This is a genomic window from Nostoc sp. DSM 114160 (genome assembly GCF_053470305.1).
On the sequence record NZ_JBPFGO010000002.1, the window covers coordinates 823,002 to 837,639 of the forward strand.

A 14,638-nucleotide genomic window follows, 5' to 3' on the forward strand; every position below is an offset into this window, starting at 1 on the left:
TTAACTTTATTCCTAACTCTTCACTTCTAACTCTTAACTTTATTCCTAACTCTTCACTCCTAACTCTTAACTATTTAAGTACGTATATCTTCTAAGACTCTGCTCGTAGGTTTGCAGTAGTCGCTGAGATTCCGCTAGGGTGATGCGCTTTTCTTCTAATGCTTTCTCGCAGCGCTGGCGAATGTTTTCCACCATATCTTCGGAGTCATACTGGACATAGCTTACTACTTCGCTCATGGTGTCACCTTTGACAACGTGTTCAATTTGGTAGCCTTTGGGCGTTAATTGGATGTGAACGGCGTTGGTGTCGCCAAACAGGTTGTGCAAATTGCCCATGATTTCTTGGTAAGCTCCATTTAAGAACATTCCCAAATAATAGGGTTCTCCGGGCTTGTAGGTGTGCAGTTCTAAAACCGACTTGACATCGCGCAGGTCAATAAAGCGATCGATTTTGCCATCACTGTCGCAGGTAAGGTCTGCTAAGATTCCCCGCCGTGTTGGTTCTTCATCTAAGCGGTGGATTGGCATGATCGGGAATAGTTGATCGATCGCCCAGCAATCTGGTGCCGATTGAAACACTGACATATTCACGTAGTAGATGGAAGCCATGATTTTCTCTAGGTCTTCTAGTTCATCGGGTACGTATTCTTGCTGTCTAGTGATGGTAAGAATTTTTTGACAACAAGCCCAGTAAAGGCGTTCGGCTTTGGCTCGTTCTCTAAGGCGTAAAATTCCTAAGTTGAAGCGGCTGATGGCTTCTTCTTTGAATTGTGTTGCGTCGTGGTAGAACTCCTGATAATTCTCTTTGTTAATGGATTGGTAAGTTTCCCAAAGATAATTAATAATTGGGGATTCTCCCTCTTGTGGAGGTTCTGGGTTGTCGAGAGGAACATCACTAGTACTAAGAACATCAAAAATCAGTACCGACTGATGGGAAGCGATCGCTCGTCCACTTTCACTAATCAGTGTTGGTACGGGAATCTGCCGCTCTGCACAGGTATCTTTTAACTCTGCCACGATGTCATTGGCATAGTTCTGCATGTTGTAATTTTTCGATGCATAAAAGTTGGTTTGGGAGCCATCATAATCTACGCCCAAGCCGCCACCAACATCAAGGTATTTCATATCCGCTCCCAGCATTGCCAATTCCACATAAATGCGGCTGGCTTCTTGGATAGCATCTTTAATCACATTAATGGCAGAGATTTGTGAGCCGATGTGAAAGTGCATCAACTGCAAAGAATCGAGCAGGTTAGCTTCGCGTAACTTGTCAACAGCCTCGATGACTTCAGGCATTGTCAAACCAAATTTAGCGCGATCGCCACTAGAGGTTCCCCAACGTCCCATACCTTGGGTACTGAGTTTAGCACGAACACCTAATATCGGTTTAATACCTAACTGGCGATTGGCATCAATTACCAAATCAACTTCTTCAATCTGTTCTAAGACGATGATTGGTGTTTGCCCTAGTCTTTGGGCTAACATTGCCGTTTCGATATATTCTCGGTCTTTGTAGCCGTTGCAAACTAACAATGCTCCTGGTGTATCCAACACAGCTAGAGCAATCATTAATTCTGGCTTGGAACCGGCTTCTAAACCAAATTGATGGGGTTTGCCAAATTTGACTAAATCCTCAATCAAATGCCGTTCTTGATTGCATTTGACGGGAAACACACCACGGTAGACACCAGGGTAATTGTAGCGAGCGATCGCTTTGGCAAAACAAGCATTCAACCGCTCAATCCGGTCTTCCAAAATATCAGAAAAGCGAATCAACATGGGAAGTCCCAAGTTGCGCTGCTTCATGGCATTGACCCAATTCAAACAAGTCAAGAGATCCCCCGCGATCGCCCTTGGGTGCGACGGTAACGTTACCAGCAGCGTTAATGGAAAAATAAGGTTGTCCCCATCCTTCAATGCGGTACAAGGCTTCGCTATCCTCAATTTTCCAGGAGCGAGGTAAATCTCCTGTGGTAGAACTCGGTGGTAACAGTTTTTTTTGCTTGTGATTTTTCACTTCTTTTTGTCCATTGGACGGTACTTGTACCACCTCGTCAGATGTAGCAGTTGACTCAACACCCATTTTTTCCTAACCTCTGTTTTTCACCCACGAGTTAACAATTTAGCGCATTCATTTAGGAACGTATATGCACCCAAGGATAATTTCTGAGATAAACTCTGATTGGTCAAGAGTCGTATGTTATTAGTCATTAGTCATTAGTCATTAGTCATTAGTCATTAGTCACTTGTACTGAGCGTAGTCGAAGTATTGATTATTGGTCATTAGTGCAAAACCCTTAGACTCAAGACAGAGGACGACAAAGGACGAAGGACAAAGGACAATTGACTAGATAAAAACTTTATTAAGCTTTGGGAGATAGTAATGGAGCGCACATTCTTAGCAATTAAACCTGATGGAGTACAGCGGGGACTAGTGGGGGAAATTATCCGTCGCTTTGAAACTAAAGGTTTTACTCTAGTTGGTTTAAAGTTACTAAAAGTCAGTCGAGAATTGGCTGAACAACACTATGATGTTCACCGGGAACGTCCCTTTTTTGCTGGTCTAGTCGAATTTATCACTTCTAGCCCAGTGGTAGCAATGGTATGGGAAGGTGATGGTGTCGTGGCATCTGCTAGAAAGATTATTGGTGCGACGAACCCTTTAACAGCAGAGCCGGGAACGATTCGGGGCGATTTTGGTCTGAATATTGGTCGCAACTTAATCCACGGTTCTGATGCTCAAGAAACCGCGCAACGGGAAATAGCCCTATGGTTTAAGGATGAAGAATTAGTCAGTTGGCAACCACACTTAACGCCTTGGTTGCACGAGTAAGACATTAGGACTGGGGACTGGGGACTGGGTACTGGGGACTAGGAATTAGTTATTTTCCCCTGCCCCCTGCCCCCTGCCCCCTGCTCTTCTTATTTCGAGACTTCGCTCTTTTCCGGTTCTACTTGGGGTAATTCAGTACTAACGCGCTTAGAAAATCCCCAGCCTAAAATCAGGAAGATGGCAGCAATCATGATCCATTCTGGTGGAACTAAACTATCGTTAACTACTTTCAACAACAAACGTAAGCCCACCAAGGCGACAGTTACATAGCCTGCGTCTTCTAGGTTTTCGTATTCGTCTAGCCAACGGATAAACAATCCCGCCATGAATCGCAGCGTAATAATACCAATTGTTGCACCCGTTAGCACTAGCCATTTTTCTTGAGAAACTGCGATCGCAGTTGTCACGCTATCCAAAGAAAATGCCAAATCTGTAAATGCAATCACGGGTATGGCTTGCAACAACGAATTAAAACGCGGCCCGTGATGGTGTTCGTCATTGGATTCTTCCGAGGTAAAGTGTTGGAATACCAACCACAGCAGATAACCAGCGCCCAATAATTCAAATTGCCAGAATTGTTGTACCCAAGTAGCAGTGAGAATCAGGGTGATTCGCAGCACATAAGCAACGACTAAACCAAAGTTGAGTCCTTTACGCTCAAGTTCTTCGTCTTCCAGCCCCCTAGCGATCGCCGCGAGGGCGATGGCATTGTCGGCAGATAACAGCGCCTCTAAAAGCACCAAGATCAGCAGAACTATCGGGGCTTCAATGGTGAAATGAAAGTCGAGGTAATCAAAAATTCGGTCTAGCATTCCGGGTTTCTCAAGCAGAAAAAATTAAATTTTGACTCAAACAGAGATTTGCATGTTAAAAAGCGCAATAAATTGCCACTCTAATTCAGCTTAACGTGGTTATGGTGCATTTTGAAGAGGGTTAAATGTGTGCGATCGCAGCGAGAGTGGGGTAATTTGCGTATAAGTCAATACATCCAAAGTTTTAACATCTAGCTTAGTGCGATCGCAATGGACTGCTGTCAGTTCGCATCTAAAATTGTAATTTTGATTGGGCGAACTTCTGATTTTTTACAAACTTTTGTACTTGTGCCATCATTGTAATTGTCTCCCAGAATGGAGATTTACAGAAAGGCGATCGCAGGCTCTTGGCGGAGGGCGATCGCCTTTCTTATTTGGATAAAAAGTAGAGTTTTATACTTTTAAATTCCTTAATCAAAAATAAATTAACAGTCAAAAGTATTTATTTGTAGCTACAATTATTTTTCTGCTGTCGTTATTTGGCATCCATCTAGAATTAGAATATGAGAACAAGAATATTGTAAGAATTTATGAATATTTCTTTATGAATGACACACTTCTACAACGCATTACTCATAATCCAGATATCTGCCACGGCAAACCCTGTATTCGAGGACTTCGTTATCCAGTTGAGTTTATTTTGGAACTGCTCAGTTCTGGTATGAGTACTGAAGAAATCTTGAAAGATTATGACGATTTAGAATCTGAAGATATTTTGGCTGTCTTGTTATTTGCTGCTCGACTTAGCCAAGTCAAAAGCATTCATCGAATTGCCTCATGAAATTTCGTGTTGATGTTCAGTTACCAGTTCGTCTTGCCCGTTTTCTAAAAACTTCAGGTTATGACACGATCCACACCAGAGATTTACCAGGGGAAAATGCTACGCCAGATAATGAGATTAATGCTGTATCAATTCAAAAAAATCGAATTTTAATTACTAAAGATGTGGATTTTGTCAACTCTTTTTTAACAGTTCAGCAACCTTATAAACTACTTTTAATCACGACAGGCAATATCAATAATTCAGAACTGGAATCCTTATTTATAGCTAACTTCCAATCTGTAATTGAATTGTTTAAGAACATTCCTATATTGAAATAAATCGAGATGCCATTATTGTGCATCAGTAATCTTTATATACAACAGACTTGAAATATTTAGCTGAGGTAGTAGCGTGGCAAGCAAAAAAATTGTGCATTAGACGTAAGTTGGGTGGAGCGCAACCCAACATATATAACCATTTTCAATTCAGTGAGGTACAGGTATACAGACAGACCTAACCCCCTAACCCCCTTCCCGACGAGGGAAGGGGGAAAAATTCAAAGCCTCTCTCCTTTTAGGAGAGAGGTTTGGAGAGAGGTCAAAACTGTACCTCACCCAATCGAAAACTGCTATATCACGATGTTGGCTTTGGCAAAGCCTCCACCCAACCTACAATTTTTTTGCTTGAAATATTTAGCTGAGGTAGGGTGCGTTGCGCTATGCGACAACGCACCATCTAAATATGTCTTATTGCATTAAAATCTGACGGATTAAAATACTCATTACCTCGTCTGCGTTGCCAGTTGGTATTAATGGACTCCAGTCTCCTGTGCTGGCGTAGCCAATTACTTGCAAATAGTGGATTGTGCTGGTAACGGCTTTTGAAGAACCAATGAGTAAATGTTTAATTGGTTCTCTTTTGGGTAATAGATTTGCAAAAGGTTGAATGGAAGCAGGTGTATTTATTTTTTCGCTTTCTAAGTATTGTTGCGGTTCTGATTGATTTTCTACAAAATCTTCTTCTTGTGCCATGACGAGAATTTTCTCCCAGAATGAAGGTTTAGGGAAAAGCGATCGCAGGCTCTTGGCGGAGGGCGATCGCCTTTATTCTTTATATTATAGTATAATTTTATACTTCTAAAGCATTATTTAAAAATAATTTTGCATTATTGAATTGCAGCATGAATCCAAATCTAGAGACGTTGCATTGCAATATACATCTTGCATGAATCCTCTTGCACCCCACCCCTCCCCTTACCAAGGCTACAGTGTATACACAAGTCGAATTACCCCCCTTAATCCCCCGATGTATTGGCTACGGTGTACACACAAGTCCAAGTTTGCAAGCTATTTCAGACTTGTATATACACCATAGTTACCAAGAGGAGGGGTAAACTTGTCAATTTCCCCGCTTTATAAGGCTACCGTGTATACACAAGTCAAATTACCCCCCTTAATCCCCCCGATGCATTGGGGGGAAATCGGAAATCTAGTTCCCTCCCCTTTGCAAGGGGAGGGTTAGGGTGGGGTAAAACCTTAGTTAATCAACTATTTCAAATTTGTCTATACACCGTAGCTTTATAAGGGGGGGATTAAGGGGGGTGTCGTTCATCGAATTCGAGGCGTCGTTTATTGAATTCGGGCAGTCGTTTATTGAATTCGGGCAGTCGTTTATTGAATTCGGGCAGTCGTTTATTGAATTCGGGCAGTCGTTTATTATTTTTGTTCAATTTTAATTTGAGGAGGATAAAACCGAAACACAAAAAGACTTTTCACCCAGTCCCCAGCGATGCACTGATTTCGACTTCAAGGGGCGACAATCGCCTCTAAACCCTGCAAGCTAAAGGTTTGGGAGGCACAGACCCCCTGGAAACATTTGTGTGCTTATTGAGAATGAACTGTACAGTTATTAAGCTACTATCTGTAGGGTACAGTTTAATGGTAAAAAAGAACGGTCTCGTAATTTGATTAAGACCGTCATAATAATGCTGGCATCATTCTACCAAAATTTTTTAGAAAAATACCTAAATAAAGCACAGTTAATCACCCTAAAGATGTTGGTGTGGGTTACTACAAAATCAAAAACAAGTGAAGATAGAAAGACTGGCAGCGACACTACCATTACCAATACAACAAAATAGTCGTAGACGGCATATACAAAGGTTTTTAACGCTAAATGCCTTAAGTGTAGTATTGTTGTGGTTTCCGATTATTGAAGCCCTAATTAACCAACATTTTCAACTGGGGTCACAATTAACCATTGCAATGGATAGAACACAGTGGAAGGAAAATAATGTGTTGATGGTGAGTGTGATTTACCAAAAAAGAGCTTGGCCAATATATTGGTGTCTGCTAGGAAAAGATGGTAGTAGCAACCTAGAAGAACAACAAAAAGTATTACGTCCAGTAATTCGACTATTAAAAAAGTACAAACTAGTAATTATTGGGGACAGAGAATTCCATAGTGTCGAACTAGCACAGTGGCTCCACAAGCAGAACCTCAGTTTTATATTTCGTCAAAAACAAGGATACTACTTTTCGTCAAAAAAGACAGAAATTTCAACCTTTAAGTAGCATTGAGATTTATCCTGGTATTCGCTCCTTTTATCCTGATGTTAAAGTTACTCAAAAAACAGGTTTTGGTTGCTTCAATTTAGCTGTTTATTGGAAAAGGAAGTATAGGGGGAAGCAAGATAAGGAAGCTTGGTATTTATTAACTAATTTACCTGATTTAAACACTGCCCTCAAAATATATGCTCAACGTTTTGGCATTGAAGCGATGTTCAAAGATTGTAAAACTGGTGGGTACAATCTAGAAGCTTCTCAAGCCAATCCTGATAGACTTGTACGTTTAATTTTTTTAATAGCTTTAGCAATGACTAGTGCTTGGATACAAGGTCAAAAAATTAAATTACAACGACAACAATCTTATGTCTGCCGTTCCCAAGAGCAAGGTAAAACTGAAAAAAGGCATAGTAATTTTTGGATAGGTTTATATGGTTTCAATTGGATAGAAGCTTTGCATGAGTGTCAAGCATGGGTCGAAGAAATGGTCGGTTCTATTCGCAATAAGCAAGCATATTATCAGCGAGGTTTAAAGGCTATGGAGCTTATACAGCAAGCACTTTAACTCGCTTGTCGCCCCTTGAATGCGATCGCACTTGCTGTGATTGGTTCCAAAATATCCTACCTTATCTAGCGACATCTTCATTGATGGATACAATAACAGATGTTTAAATTCCACAAAGGGGATGAAGGGGATATGAATCTGGTTATGACAAAGACGCGATAAATCGCCGTCTCTACAAACGGTTTATTGTGTCTGCTGCTGTGATTCTAAATTTCACAAAATCTCTGTCAACTTTACTAGTAGACTATTTGCTAAATCCACTAATCTGATATCATTTGTATCAACACTATTTCCTTCACCAGCTAACAAGCTTCTCACAGCAGATAGCCTGTCATCTATTTGGGAAATTTTCCAAACTTCATCTAAGTTTACTGCAAAATCAAACAGCGATCGCTCTCCTAAATGCTCTCTTACCCTCACAGCTACAGTATCATTACTTACCAGAAATTCTTTAATAGTATCTAATTGAAAATTACCTAATATTTCATCATGTCCCCACGTTTCTAGCCAGTCTCCCTCCACATTTTCAACGTAAATATTGACAAAATCAACACCGTAAGTTAACCAGTTCTGCTGCATTTGTCGCGCCGTCGCTAAAGCTTCAGCAAATGTATCTACTTGATTGTTGCAGTGAGTTTCTCTCTTATTAGGCATAAAAGCTGTAATTAGCACGTAAGTATATAGGCTAGACACAAATCTGAAATATGAAATTCCTGAAAAGTCACTAAAATTTTAAATATTTGCCACCAGAAAGGTAATCACTGTTATACAGGGCCACGTTGACTAACTGGTTGACAAAATTAGTATCTTTGGGATTGTAACTTAAAAACAGCCCCCTCTCGATTTCCCACGATCGCAGTGTATTTTGCCAAGCTTCGTACTTTTGATGATTGAGTTCTTCACTAACACTGGTAACTTGAATGCACAGTGGTTGATTGTTACGACTAACAATTAAATCTGTTGCCATAGAAAGGTCGGCTATATAACGCTGCCAAAAACTACCTTCTCGCTGAACAATATCTTGAGCTATCGATCTAATGATATCATTATCAACCTGATTAAACTCGCCTGCCATCAATTTTTGTTTCCAAATATAAAACTTGGAGTCACTTGCATTGAACCATCTGGGAAAGAGATAACCATACCAATATCTCTCAATCGGCGTCATTATCTCGAACTTTGCTTTTTGTTCTTCTTCTGAAGGTAAGGATTTAATCATCAGCCAAATTGTAGAATCTGTAATTACCTCTAGCAGAAAGGCAATTACAAAGGGTTTTGCAGTCAGAGAACCTGGCTTGATGTCTTTTACCCAACGATTGATTTCATCTAATCTTCTCGCTAGATTATGATCTATCGAGGAGGCTTGCTCGATAAGGGACTTTAACCGATCCTTAATTTCTGTTGCTTGCAAACGATGCCCTACTTTCAGAAGATTACGCTTTTTTACATACTGATTAGTAGATTTTAACTTGAAAATGCATCTAATTAATTTCCTAATGTCATCAAATATTCTCTAGGTCAATGCCCTGTATACGTAAAGCCTCCCGCAGTCGAGCGATTTCTTGCTCTGCTTGTTTAGCGCGTTCTTCTGCCTCTTCGGCACGTAAATGTTCTTGTTCAAAATAACTTAGTCTTCTCAAATACCGTTAACAATCGATTCTACAGTAGCAGGTTCAGACATTAGCGATCGCTCGGAAACCCGATAAATCTCTTATGTACCGAGTATAGGCATGAGCAATTAGTGCAATGAGAAACAAAATCCCCGGCTTTGTAAAAATAAGTTGTCGGTAATCTTTAGATTTTATCTTAATTTCATTGGATTATTAGATCGTTAAAATTAGAAATATGTTAAGTAAGATTTATGCAACTGCTATTTTTCAGGAATGGCTTTTTAGCGCTAACTTTTGTTGCGATCGCTTCAACTGGTGGGTTAATTACAGGCTGTAGCAATACTGCTTCCCAGAACCAAAGCCAAGCGCCAAAGGAAACCACTAGCAATGCTAATGACAAGCAGATGATGAATCATGGTGGTGGCATGATGAATCACAGTATGGGAATGGATTTAGGCCCAGCCGATGCTAATTTTGATTTACGATTTATCGACGCTATGATACCGCACCATCAAGGGGCTGTGGAAATGGCGAATGTTGCGCAGCAGAAATCAAAACGTCCTGAAATCAAAAAGCTAGCAGACAATATCATCAAATCGCAAAACCAAGAAATCACTCAGATGAAGCAGTGGCGACAAGCTTGGTATCCCAAGGCGGGAGATCAACCAATGGCTTACAACAGTCAAATGGGCCACATGATGGAAATGTCATCTGACCAAATGAAAACTATGATGATGAGTCAAGATTTAGGTGCAGCTGATGCCGAATTCGATCTGCGCTTTATCAATGCGATGATTCCTCACCATGAAGGTGCTGTAACAATGGCGCAAGATGCCTCAACTAAGTCTAAGCGTCCTGAAATCAAGAAATTAGCCCAAGAAATTGTTAAAGCCCAAGATATAGAAATTAAACAAATGCAACAGTGGCGAAAAGCTTGGTACAACCAGTAATATTATGTATTCTGTTTCGATAAAATTTTCTCACCAAATTTTACTCATATTCAAAATAAACCCAGGCAATACCAACTCGCCGCTTACACTAGCAGGATTATCTAAACATTCCTCTGGCAATCCAGGACGATAAATATAAACTTTACGCTGCTTACGGTCAATTAACCAGCCTAACTGTATTCCTGGCTCATTCATATATTCCTCCATTTTTTCTTTCAAAGTCTGGAGGTTGTCGCTAGCAGATTTGAGTTCGACTACAAAATCTGGACAAATAGGAGCAAACTTTTGCTGTTGTTCTGGAGACAGAGAATTCCACCGTTCTAGTTTAATCCAAGAAGCATCTGGAGAGCGTTCTGCACCTGTTGATAACTTAAATCCGGTACTAGAGCTAAAAGTTATACCTGTACCATCTTGTTCCGACCACACCCATAGCTGTCCTGAGATATTACCTGCTCGGTTTCCTGTCTCTGAACCAGTCGGAGGCATAATTACCAATTCTCCGAATTGATTTCGCTCAATGCGTAAATCACGATTCACCTGACAGAATTCAAAAAATTGTTCGTCTGTCATTTGCATTGATGACGGAATTTGCAAAACCAAAGGGGATGAAAACATTGGCATTTCCTCTAGGTTCGGATGCTAGCCCACTGACTATATTCTCACGCAAAAAAACAAAGACGCAAAGTTATATCTTGGCGTCTTTATTTTTCATCCGAAATCATTTTCAGATTTACTTGTTAGGCTGAGGAGTCATTCGCAGATAGGGTTTGATTTCCTCATAACCTTTGGGGAATTTCTGTTTTAGTACTTCTGGATCTTTGAGTGAAGGGACAATTACAACATCCTCTCCATCTTTCCAGTCAGCTGGTGTCGCCACGCTGTAATTATCAGTCAATTGCAGAGAATCAATCACCCGCAACAGTTCATCAAAGTTACGTCCTGTGCTGGGAGGATAGGTAAAACTCAGGCGGAGTTTCTTATTGGGGTCAATCACAAAAACCGATCGCACTGTCACAGCCGCATTAGCATTCGGGTGGATCATGTCGTACAGATCGGCAACCTTGCGATCTGCATCTGCCAAAATCGGGTAGTTCAGAGTGGTGCTTTGAGTTTCTTCAATGTCTCCCCACCCAGCTTTATGGGATTCTACGTCATCAACGCTGAGTGCGATCGCTTTAACATTGCGCTTGTCAAATTCTGGTTTGAGCTTGGCAACTGTGCCAAGTTCTGTTGTACAAACAGGTGTAAAATCAGCAGGGTGAGAGAACAGCACAACCCAGCTGGTCACCTGCCCATTGGTAAAAAATCGATGTCGCCGTGTGTTGAGGCTTGCGTAAAGTTGGGTACTGTGTCACCTAGACGGAGAGCCATGAGAGATTCCCTGTAGTTAGAAAGGCATATATATTCTAGTATGCCATCATGACATAAAACCCCTATTTCCCAGTCGGAGTTTAGCAGTTTGAAACAAAATTTTAGGTTGTCAGCGCTCTCGGATAAGGGACGAAAGAGAGGTAAAAACTATTAGACCTCTTGCAAAAATATATTTTTGCAAGAGAGGGGAAAGGGTAAAGGTTAAAGGGAAAGGATTTTGAGTTTCTTTACCCTTTTCCCCCGCCCCTTATCCCTTTCTGGGGCAGGTTTTTTGATTAGACAAATTTTTGGGATTTTAAAACCAAAACCATTGTCTGAGAACTTAAAACTACGTTCAATAATTGAGAACATTCTCAACTATTTATCGAAAGCCTAAAAGCCTGCCCTTGAAAGGCCCCTTATCCCCAGAGGGGGCCCCACCTTCCCCTTTTCCCGGACTTTTGCAAGAATTATATTGACTAAAGTACACATATATGCATTTAATTAATATGTTTTTTTAGAGGTTTTTCTTTACATAGAGAATTCCAAATATCAGGCAATAGCTGAGTACAAGCCATTGCAGGTCTAGGCTTATTGATTAATAATATTTCCAGATTATTGCAGAATTACGGGAACCTTTATTGGCATAGATACAATATCTTGATAAGTTTTGAAACTGTTAAAATTTTAATTTTTATAATGTAAGTATTGAGAAGAAAGGGTACAAATTATGTTTATGATTTTTGAATTATAAACTAATTATGATCATAGTAATAATTTTAGTGATTGGTGTTCTCCTCAGCACAACTGCGAGATAAGTAGGTTGGGTGCAGCGATAGCGTAACCCAACATAAAATTTGGTGGTAATGTTGGGTTGCGTTTCACTCCACCCAACCTACATCAATATATCTTTTAAAAAACTCTAGGTTTCAACATAGATGAGGTTTATTACAAATTCAATTGTTATATAGCGGTTCCCGACCTAGTGAGGTACGTTTTTAAAGCTATTAACCTTGGTGAGCAAGACTTAGGTGTACCTCAGTTGCCTGGGAAACGCTATAAAGCAAATAGTCAGAATAAAAACTACAAATATATTTATTATTTTTGAATTTTGAATTACTTATGATGATAGTAATCTTTTTAGTGATTGGTGTTATCCTCAGCACAACAGCAAGTTTTGTTTTTGGAGTTCCCCAGTTGATGCCGATTTTAGGTGCTGCTGTCCCCTATCCCATTTTCTTTTTACAAGTGCGTCGTCAAGAATATAAAAGTGCTTTTTGGTGGATGTTACTGTGGGGAGTTTTGCAGAGTATTGCCGTGATTATAGTAACAACAATCGTACCAGAAACAGCAGCAAAAGTTATTCTTCGCGGACAGTCATACACTACAGAAATGTTCCACTGGATTCGCACGGGAGAAGGTATGGAAGGAACAATCCGTTTATTTTTACCAGACCATTTATTGCAATACGGAATTTTTTGTATTCTCTGCGTTGTCACCTTAAGTAGTGCGGCATTGATATTCGGCACTTGGATGCTGAACTACATGAATTTTTATGTTGCAGAATTAGTAAAAGTTAGTGCTAAACCCTGGCTAGCAGCTATTTTAGGGTGGTATCCGTGGTCAATTTTGCGGATAATCGGGTTTATCGCCACTGGGGTAGCTTTAGCTGCATTAGGATTAAATCTAATAACTCGCATCAGAGGGGAAGTTCCAAAGTCTCCCCTTTCCGAAAACTTATATGTTGATTGGAATTAGTTTTGCGATCGCGGATATCGTTGTCAAAGCAATTCTCGCACCTATTTGGCAAAAACTGCTGTTATCTGCGTTGGATTAAAAGAGAAGTCAGAAGTCAGAATTCAGAATTCAGAATGCAATTTTAATTAGGGACTTTTGGTGTGGTGTTTAACCATTTATTCCTCTACCAGCCGCAGAGAATTCAATTCTGAGTTCTGACTCCTGACTCCTGAATTCTTTCTTGTTAAATTCATTTATTTGTGAGAATTTTTTGGTAGGCTTTGATTGTTTGCTTTGCGATCGCATCCCAGCTAAAATTTTCCAAGGCATACTTTTGAGCGTTTAATCCCCGTCGTTGGCGTTCTGCGGGATTTTGCAAAGCTTCTTGTAGTAACTCTACCAGTGCTTGCACATCTGTTGCGCCTATCCAACCCGACTCGCTATCACGTATCTGTTGACAAATATGCACTTGGTCAGAAATGACTACAGGTACACCTGCAACCATCGCTTCAGCTACAGCAATCCCAAAGTTTTCGTAGTAGGAAGGTAAGACAAATAAATCAGCAGCTTGTAGTAAACTAACTTTGAGTTCACCAGAGACAAAGCCTGTAATTGTAGCGTGCGATCGCAATGGTGAATTTTGAATTTGAGATATTATCTTTTGTTCGTAATCTGGTTCTTGGGGATTAGTCCCAGCTAAAACAAAATGAAACTTATAACCAACCGCTAACAGCTTCTCTAGCGCCGGAATCAACAAATTCAACCCTTTTTTCGGGTCAATTCGTGACATAAACAACACCAATGGTACATCCTTTGGTATTTCTAACTGACTGTATACATTTTTAACAGAAGATTGACGGGGAATCACACCCAAGGGAATCACCAAATCTGGCGTAGATACTCCAAATCGTTCTGATATTTTAGCTTCTTGGTCGCTGGTAAAATGAATTGCTGCGGCACTAGCTAAATTTTGACGTTCTATAATTGCGGCATAAAGCTGTTTTAATTGCTTTTTCTTCTGTAAATCAGCCGGATCGAGAGTACCCAAAGGACGGAAAATATAAGGTAGCTTTTGCTGACGACACACAAGAGCCGCAGCACTAATTATTGGCGAGAATAAAGCATGAATATGTGCTATGTCAAACTCGTGAGCATGACGTTTTAGCCAGTTTAATAAATCGAGGGAAAATTTGTAGCGACGAAACGGCGCGCAACGAAAGTAAATTATTTCATAGCCATCTTGTTTAATTGGGCGATTTAAAGGGACATCCAGAGGTGTTTGACCATTATCACCATTACTATCAGTTGTGAGAATTGTAACTTCTACTCCCTCTTTGACTAACGCTGGAGCTAATCCAAGTACCATTTGACTCGGCCCGCCGTAAATTAGAGAAATTGAGGGGACAATTTGTAACACTTTCATTTTTTTGTCATTTGTCTTTTGTCCTTTGTCC

The 14,638-nt window shown here is 40.3% G+C and carries 14 protein-coding genes and 2 pseudogenes; 7 read left to right on the forward strand and 9 right to left on the reverse strand.

Annotation, left to right across the window (positions count from 1 at the left end):
* Positions 1-66: 66 nt before the first annotated feature.
* Positions 67-2,083, reverse strand: a pseudogene (gene speA, locus NSTCB13_RS20600) (biosynthetic arginine decarboxylase).
* Positions 2,084-2,383: 300 nt separating this feature from the next.
* Here speA and ndk point away from each other — a divergent pair.
* Positions 2,384-2,833: a nucleoside-diphosphate kinase gene (ndk, locus tag NSTCB13_RS20605; protein WP_322670768.1), complete on the forward strand. Its 450-nt coding sequence runs from the start codon at positions 2,384-2,386 to the stop codon at positions 2,831-2,833.
* Positions 2,834-2,922: 89 nt separating this feature from the next.
* Here ndk and NSTCB13_RS20610 read toward each other — a convergent pair whose 3' ends face one another.
* Positions 2,923-3,645 (reverse strand): TerC family protein, encoded by a 723-nt coding sequence (locus tag NSTCB13_RS20610; RefSeq protein WP_445630992.1) that lies wholly within the window; start codon positions 3,643-3,645, stop codon positions 2,923-2,925.
* Positions 3,646-4,189: 544 nt separating this feature from the next.
* On the opposite strand from NSTCB13_RS20610, the gene NSTCB13_RS20615 reads away from it, so the two are divergent.
* Positions 4,190-4,426, forward strand: coding sequence for a DUF433 domain-containing protein (locus tag NSTCB13_RS20615; RefSeq protein WP_448273664.1), 237 nt, complete (start codon positions 4,190-4,192; stop codon positions 4,424-4,426).
* A complete protein-coding gene (locus NSTCB13_RS20620) occupies positions 4,423-4,746 on the forward strand; it encodes a DUF5615 family PIN-like protein (RefSeq protein WP_448273665.1) in 324 nt (107 codons plus the stop codon). Before NSTCB13_RS20615 ends, NSTCB13_RS20620 begins: the two co-directional genes overlap by 4 nt.
* 408 nt (positions 4,747-5,154) lie before the next feature.
* On the opposite strand, the gene NSTCB13_RS20625 is transcribed toward NSTCB13_RS20620, so the two are convergent.
* Positions 5,155-5,439: a hypothetical protein gene (locus tag NSTCB13_RS20625; RefSeq protein WP_448273666.1), complete on the reverse strand. Its 285-nt coding sequence runs from the start codon at positions 5,437-5,439 to the stop codon at positions 5,155-5,157.
* A 1,056-nt stretch (positions 5,440-6,495) separates the two neighbouring features.
* Between NSTCB13_RS20625 and NSTCB13_RS20630 the strand changes: the two genes are divergently transcribed.
* Together NSTCB13_RS20630 and NSTCB13_RS20635 are read left to right on the forward strand one after the other, a co-directional pair.
* Complete coding sequence (locus NSTCB13_RS20630; RefSeq protein WP_448273667.1) at positions 6,496-6,981, forward strand: hypothetical protein; 486 nt, start codon at positions 6,496-6,498, stop codon at positions 6,979-6,981.
* 205 nt (positions 6,982-7,186) lie between these two features.
* The gene (locus NSTCB13_RS20635; RefSeq protein ID WP_448273668.1) at positions 7,187-7,537 is read left to right on the forward strand and encodes a hypothetical protein; all 351 of its coding nucleotides are present in this window, start codon (positions 7,187-7,189) and stop codon (positions 7,535-7,537) included.
* Between the two features lie 213 nt (positions 7,538-7,750).
* Here NSTCB13_RS20635 and NSTCB13_RS20640 read toward each other — a convergent pair whose 3' ends face one another.
* The 3 genes from NSTCB13_RS20640 to NSTCB13_RS20650 all read right to left on the reverse strand — a co-directional run bounded on the left by NSTCB13_RS20640 (position 7,751) and on the right by NSTCB13_RS20650 (position 9,177).
* Entirely contained in the window at positions 7,751-8,191 is a 441-nt protein-coding gene (locus NSTCB13_RS20640; RefSeq protein WP_445630990.1) for a hypothetical protein, read from the reverse strand.
* Positions 8,192-8,261: 70 nt separating this feature from the next.
* Positions 8,262-8,948 carry a hypothetical protein gene (locus NSTCB13_RS20645; RefSeq protein WP_448273669.1) on the reverse strand — a complete coding sequence of 229 codons (687 nt, stop codon included), beginning with the start codon at positions 8,946-8,948 and terminating at the stop codon, positions 8,262-8,264.
* Between the two features lie 91 nt (positions 8,949-9,039).
* On the reverse strand, positions 9,040-9,177 hold the full coding sequence (locus NSTCB13_RS20650; protein WP_445630988.1) for a hypothetical protein: 138 nt from the start codon (positions 9,175-9,177) through the stop codon (positions 9,040-9,042).
* Between the two features lie 221 nt (positions 9,178-9,398).
* On the opposite strand from NSTCB13_RS20650, the gene NSTCB13_RS20655 reads away from it, so the two are divergent.
* Complete coding sequence (locus tag NSTCB13_RS20655; protein WP_448273670.1) at positions 9,399-10,097, forward strand: DUF305 domain-containing protein; 699 nt, start codon at positions 9,399-9,401, stop codon at positions 10,095-10,097.
* A gap of 30 nt (positions 10,098-10,127) precedes the next feature.
* On the opposite strand, the gene NSTCB13_RS20660 is transcribed toward NSTCB13_RS20655, so the two are convergent.
* Positions 10,128-10,712 (reverse strand): Uma2 family endonuclease, encoded by a 585-nt coding sequence (locus NSTCB13_RS20660; RefSeq protein ID WP_448273671.1) that lies wholly within the window; start codon positions 10,710-10,712, stop codon positions 10,128-10,130.
* Between the two features lie 115 nt (positions 10,713-10,827).
* A pseudogene (locus NSTCB13_RS20665) lies at positions 10,828-11,468 on the reverse strand (peroxiredoxin).
* Between the two features lie 1,101 nt (positions 11,469-12,569).
* On the opposite strand from NSTCB13_RS20665, the gene NSTCB13_RS20670 reads away from it, so the two are divergent.
* A complete protein-coding gene (locus tag NSTCB13_RS20670) occupies positions 12,570-13,205 on the forward strand; it encodes a hypothetical protein (protein ID WP_448273672.1) in 636 nt (211 codons plus the stop codon).
* Positions 13,206-13,434: 229 nt separating this feature from the next.
* Here NSTCB13_RS20670 and hpsP read toward each other — a convergent pair whose 3' ends face one another.
* Positions 13,435-14,607, reverse strand: coding sequence for a hormogonium polysaccharide biosynthesis glycosyltransferase HpsP (hpsP, locus tag NSTCB13_RS20675; protein ID WP_448274201.1), 1,173 nt, complete (start codon positions 14,605-14,607; stop codon positions 13,435-13,437).
* Positions 14,608-14,638 lie beyond the last annotated feature (31 nt).

Coding starts and splice junctions, on each gene's coding strand:
- NSTCB13_RS20640 (WP_445630990.1), bottom strand. CDS start 8,191: ATGCCTAATAAGAGAGAAACTCACTGCAACAATCAAGTAGATACATTT.
- NSTCB13_RS20660 (WP_448273671.1), bottom strand. CDS start 10,712: ATGTTTTCATCCCCTTTGGTTTTGCAAATTCCGTCATCAATGCAAATG.
- NSTCB13_RS20620 (WP_448273665.1), top strand. CDS start 4,423: ATGAAATTTCGTGTTGATGTTCAGTTACCAGTTCGTCTTGCCCGTTTT.
- NSTCB13_RS20610 (WP_445630992.1), bottom strand. CDS start 3,645: ATGCTAGACCGAATTTTTGATTACCTCGACTTTCATTTCACCATTGAA.
- NSTCB13_RS20635 (WP_448273668.1), top strand. CDS start 7,187: ATGTTCAAAGATTGTAAAACTGGTGGGTACAATCTAGAAGCTTCTCAA.
- ndk (WP_322670768.1), top strand. CDS start 2,384: ATGGAGCGCACATTCTTAGCAATTAAACCTGATGGAGTACAGCGGGGA.
- NSTCB13_RS20615 (WP_448273664.1), top strand. CDS start 4,190: ATGAATGACACACTTCTACAACGCATTACTCATAATCCAGATATCTGC.
- NSTCB13_RS20670 (WP_448273672.1), top strand. CDS start 12,570: ATGATGATAGTAATCTTTTTAGTGATTGGTGTTATCCTCAGCACAACA.
- NSTCB13_RS20655 (WP_448273670.1), top strand. CDS start 9,399: ATGCAACTGCTATTTTTCAGGAATGGCTTTTTAGCGCTAACTTTTGTT.
- hpsP (WP_448274201.1), bottom strand. CDS start 14,607: ATGAAAGTGTTACAAATTGTCCCCTCAATTTCTCTAATTTACGGCGGG.
- NSTCB13_RS20625 (WP_448273666.1), bottom strand. CDS start 5,439: ATGGCACAAGAAGAAGATTTTGTAGAAAATCAATCAGAACCGCAACAA.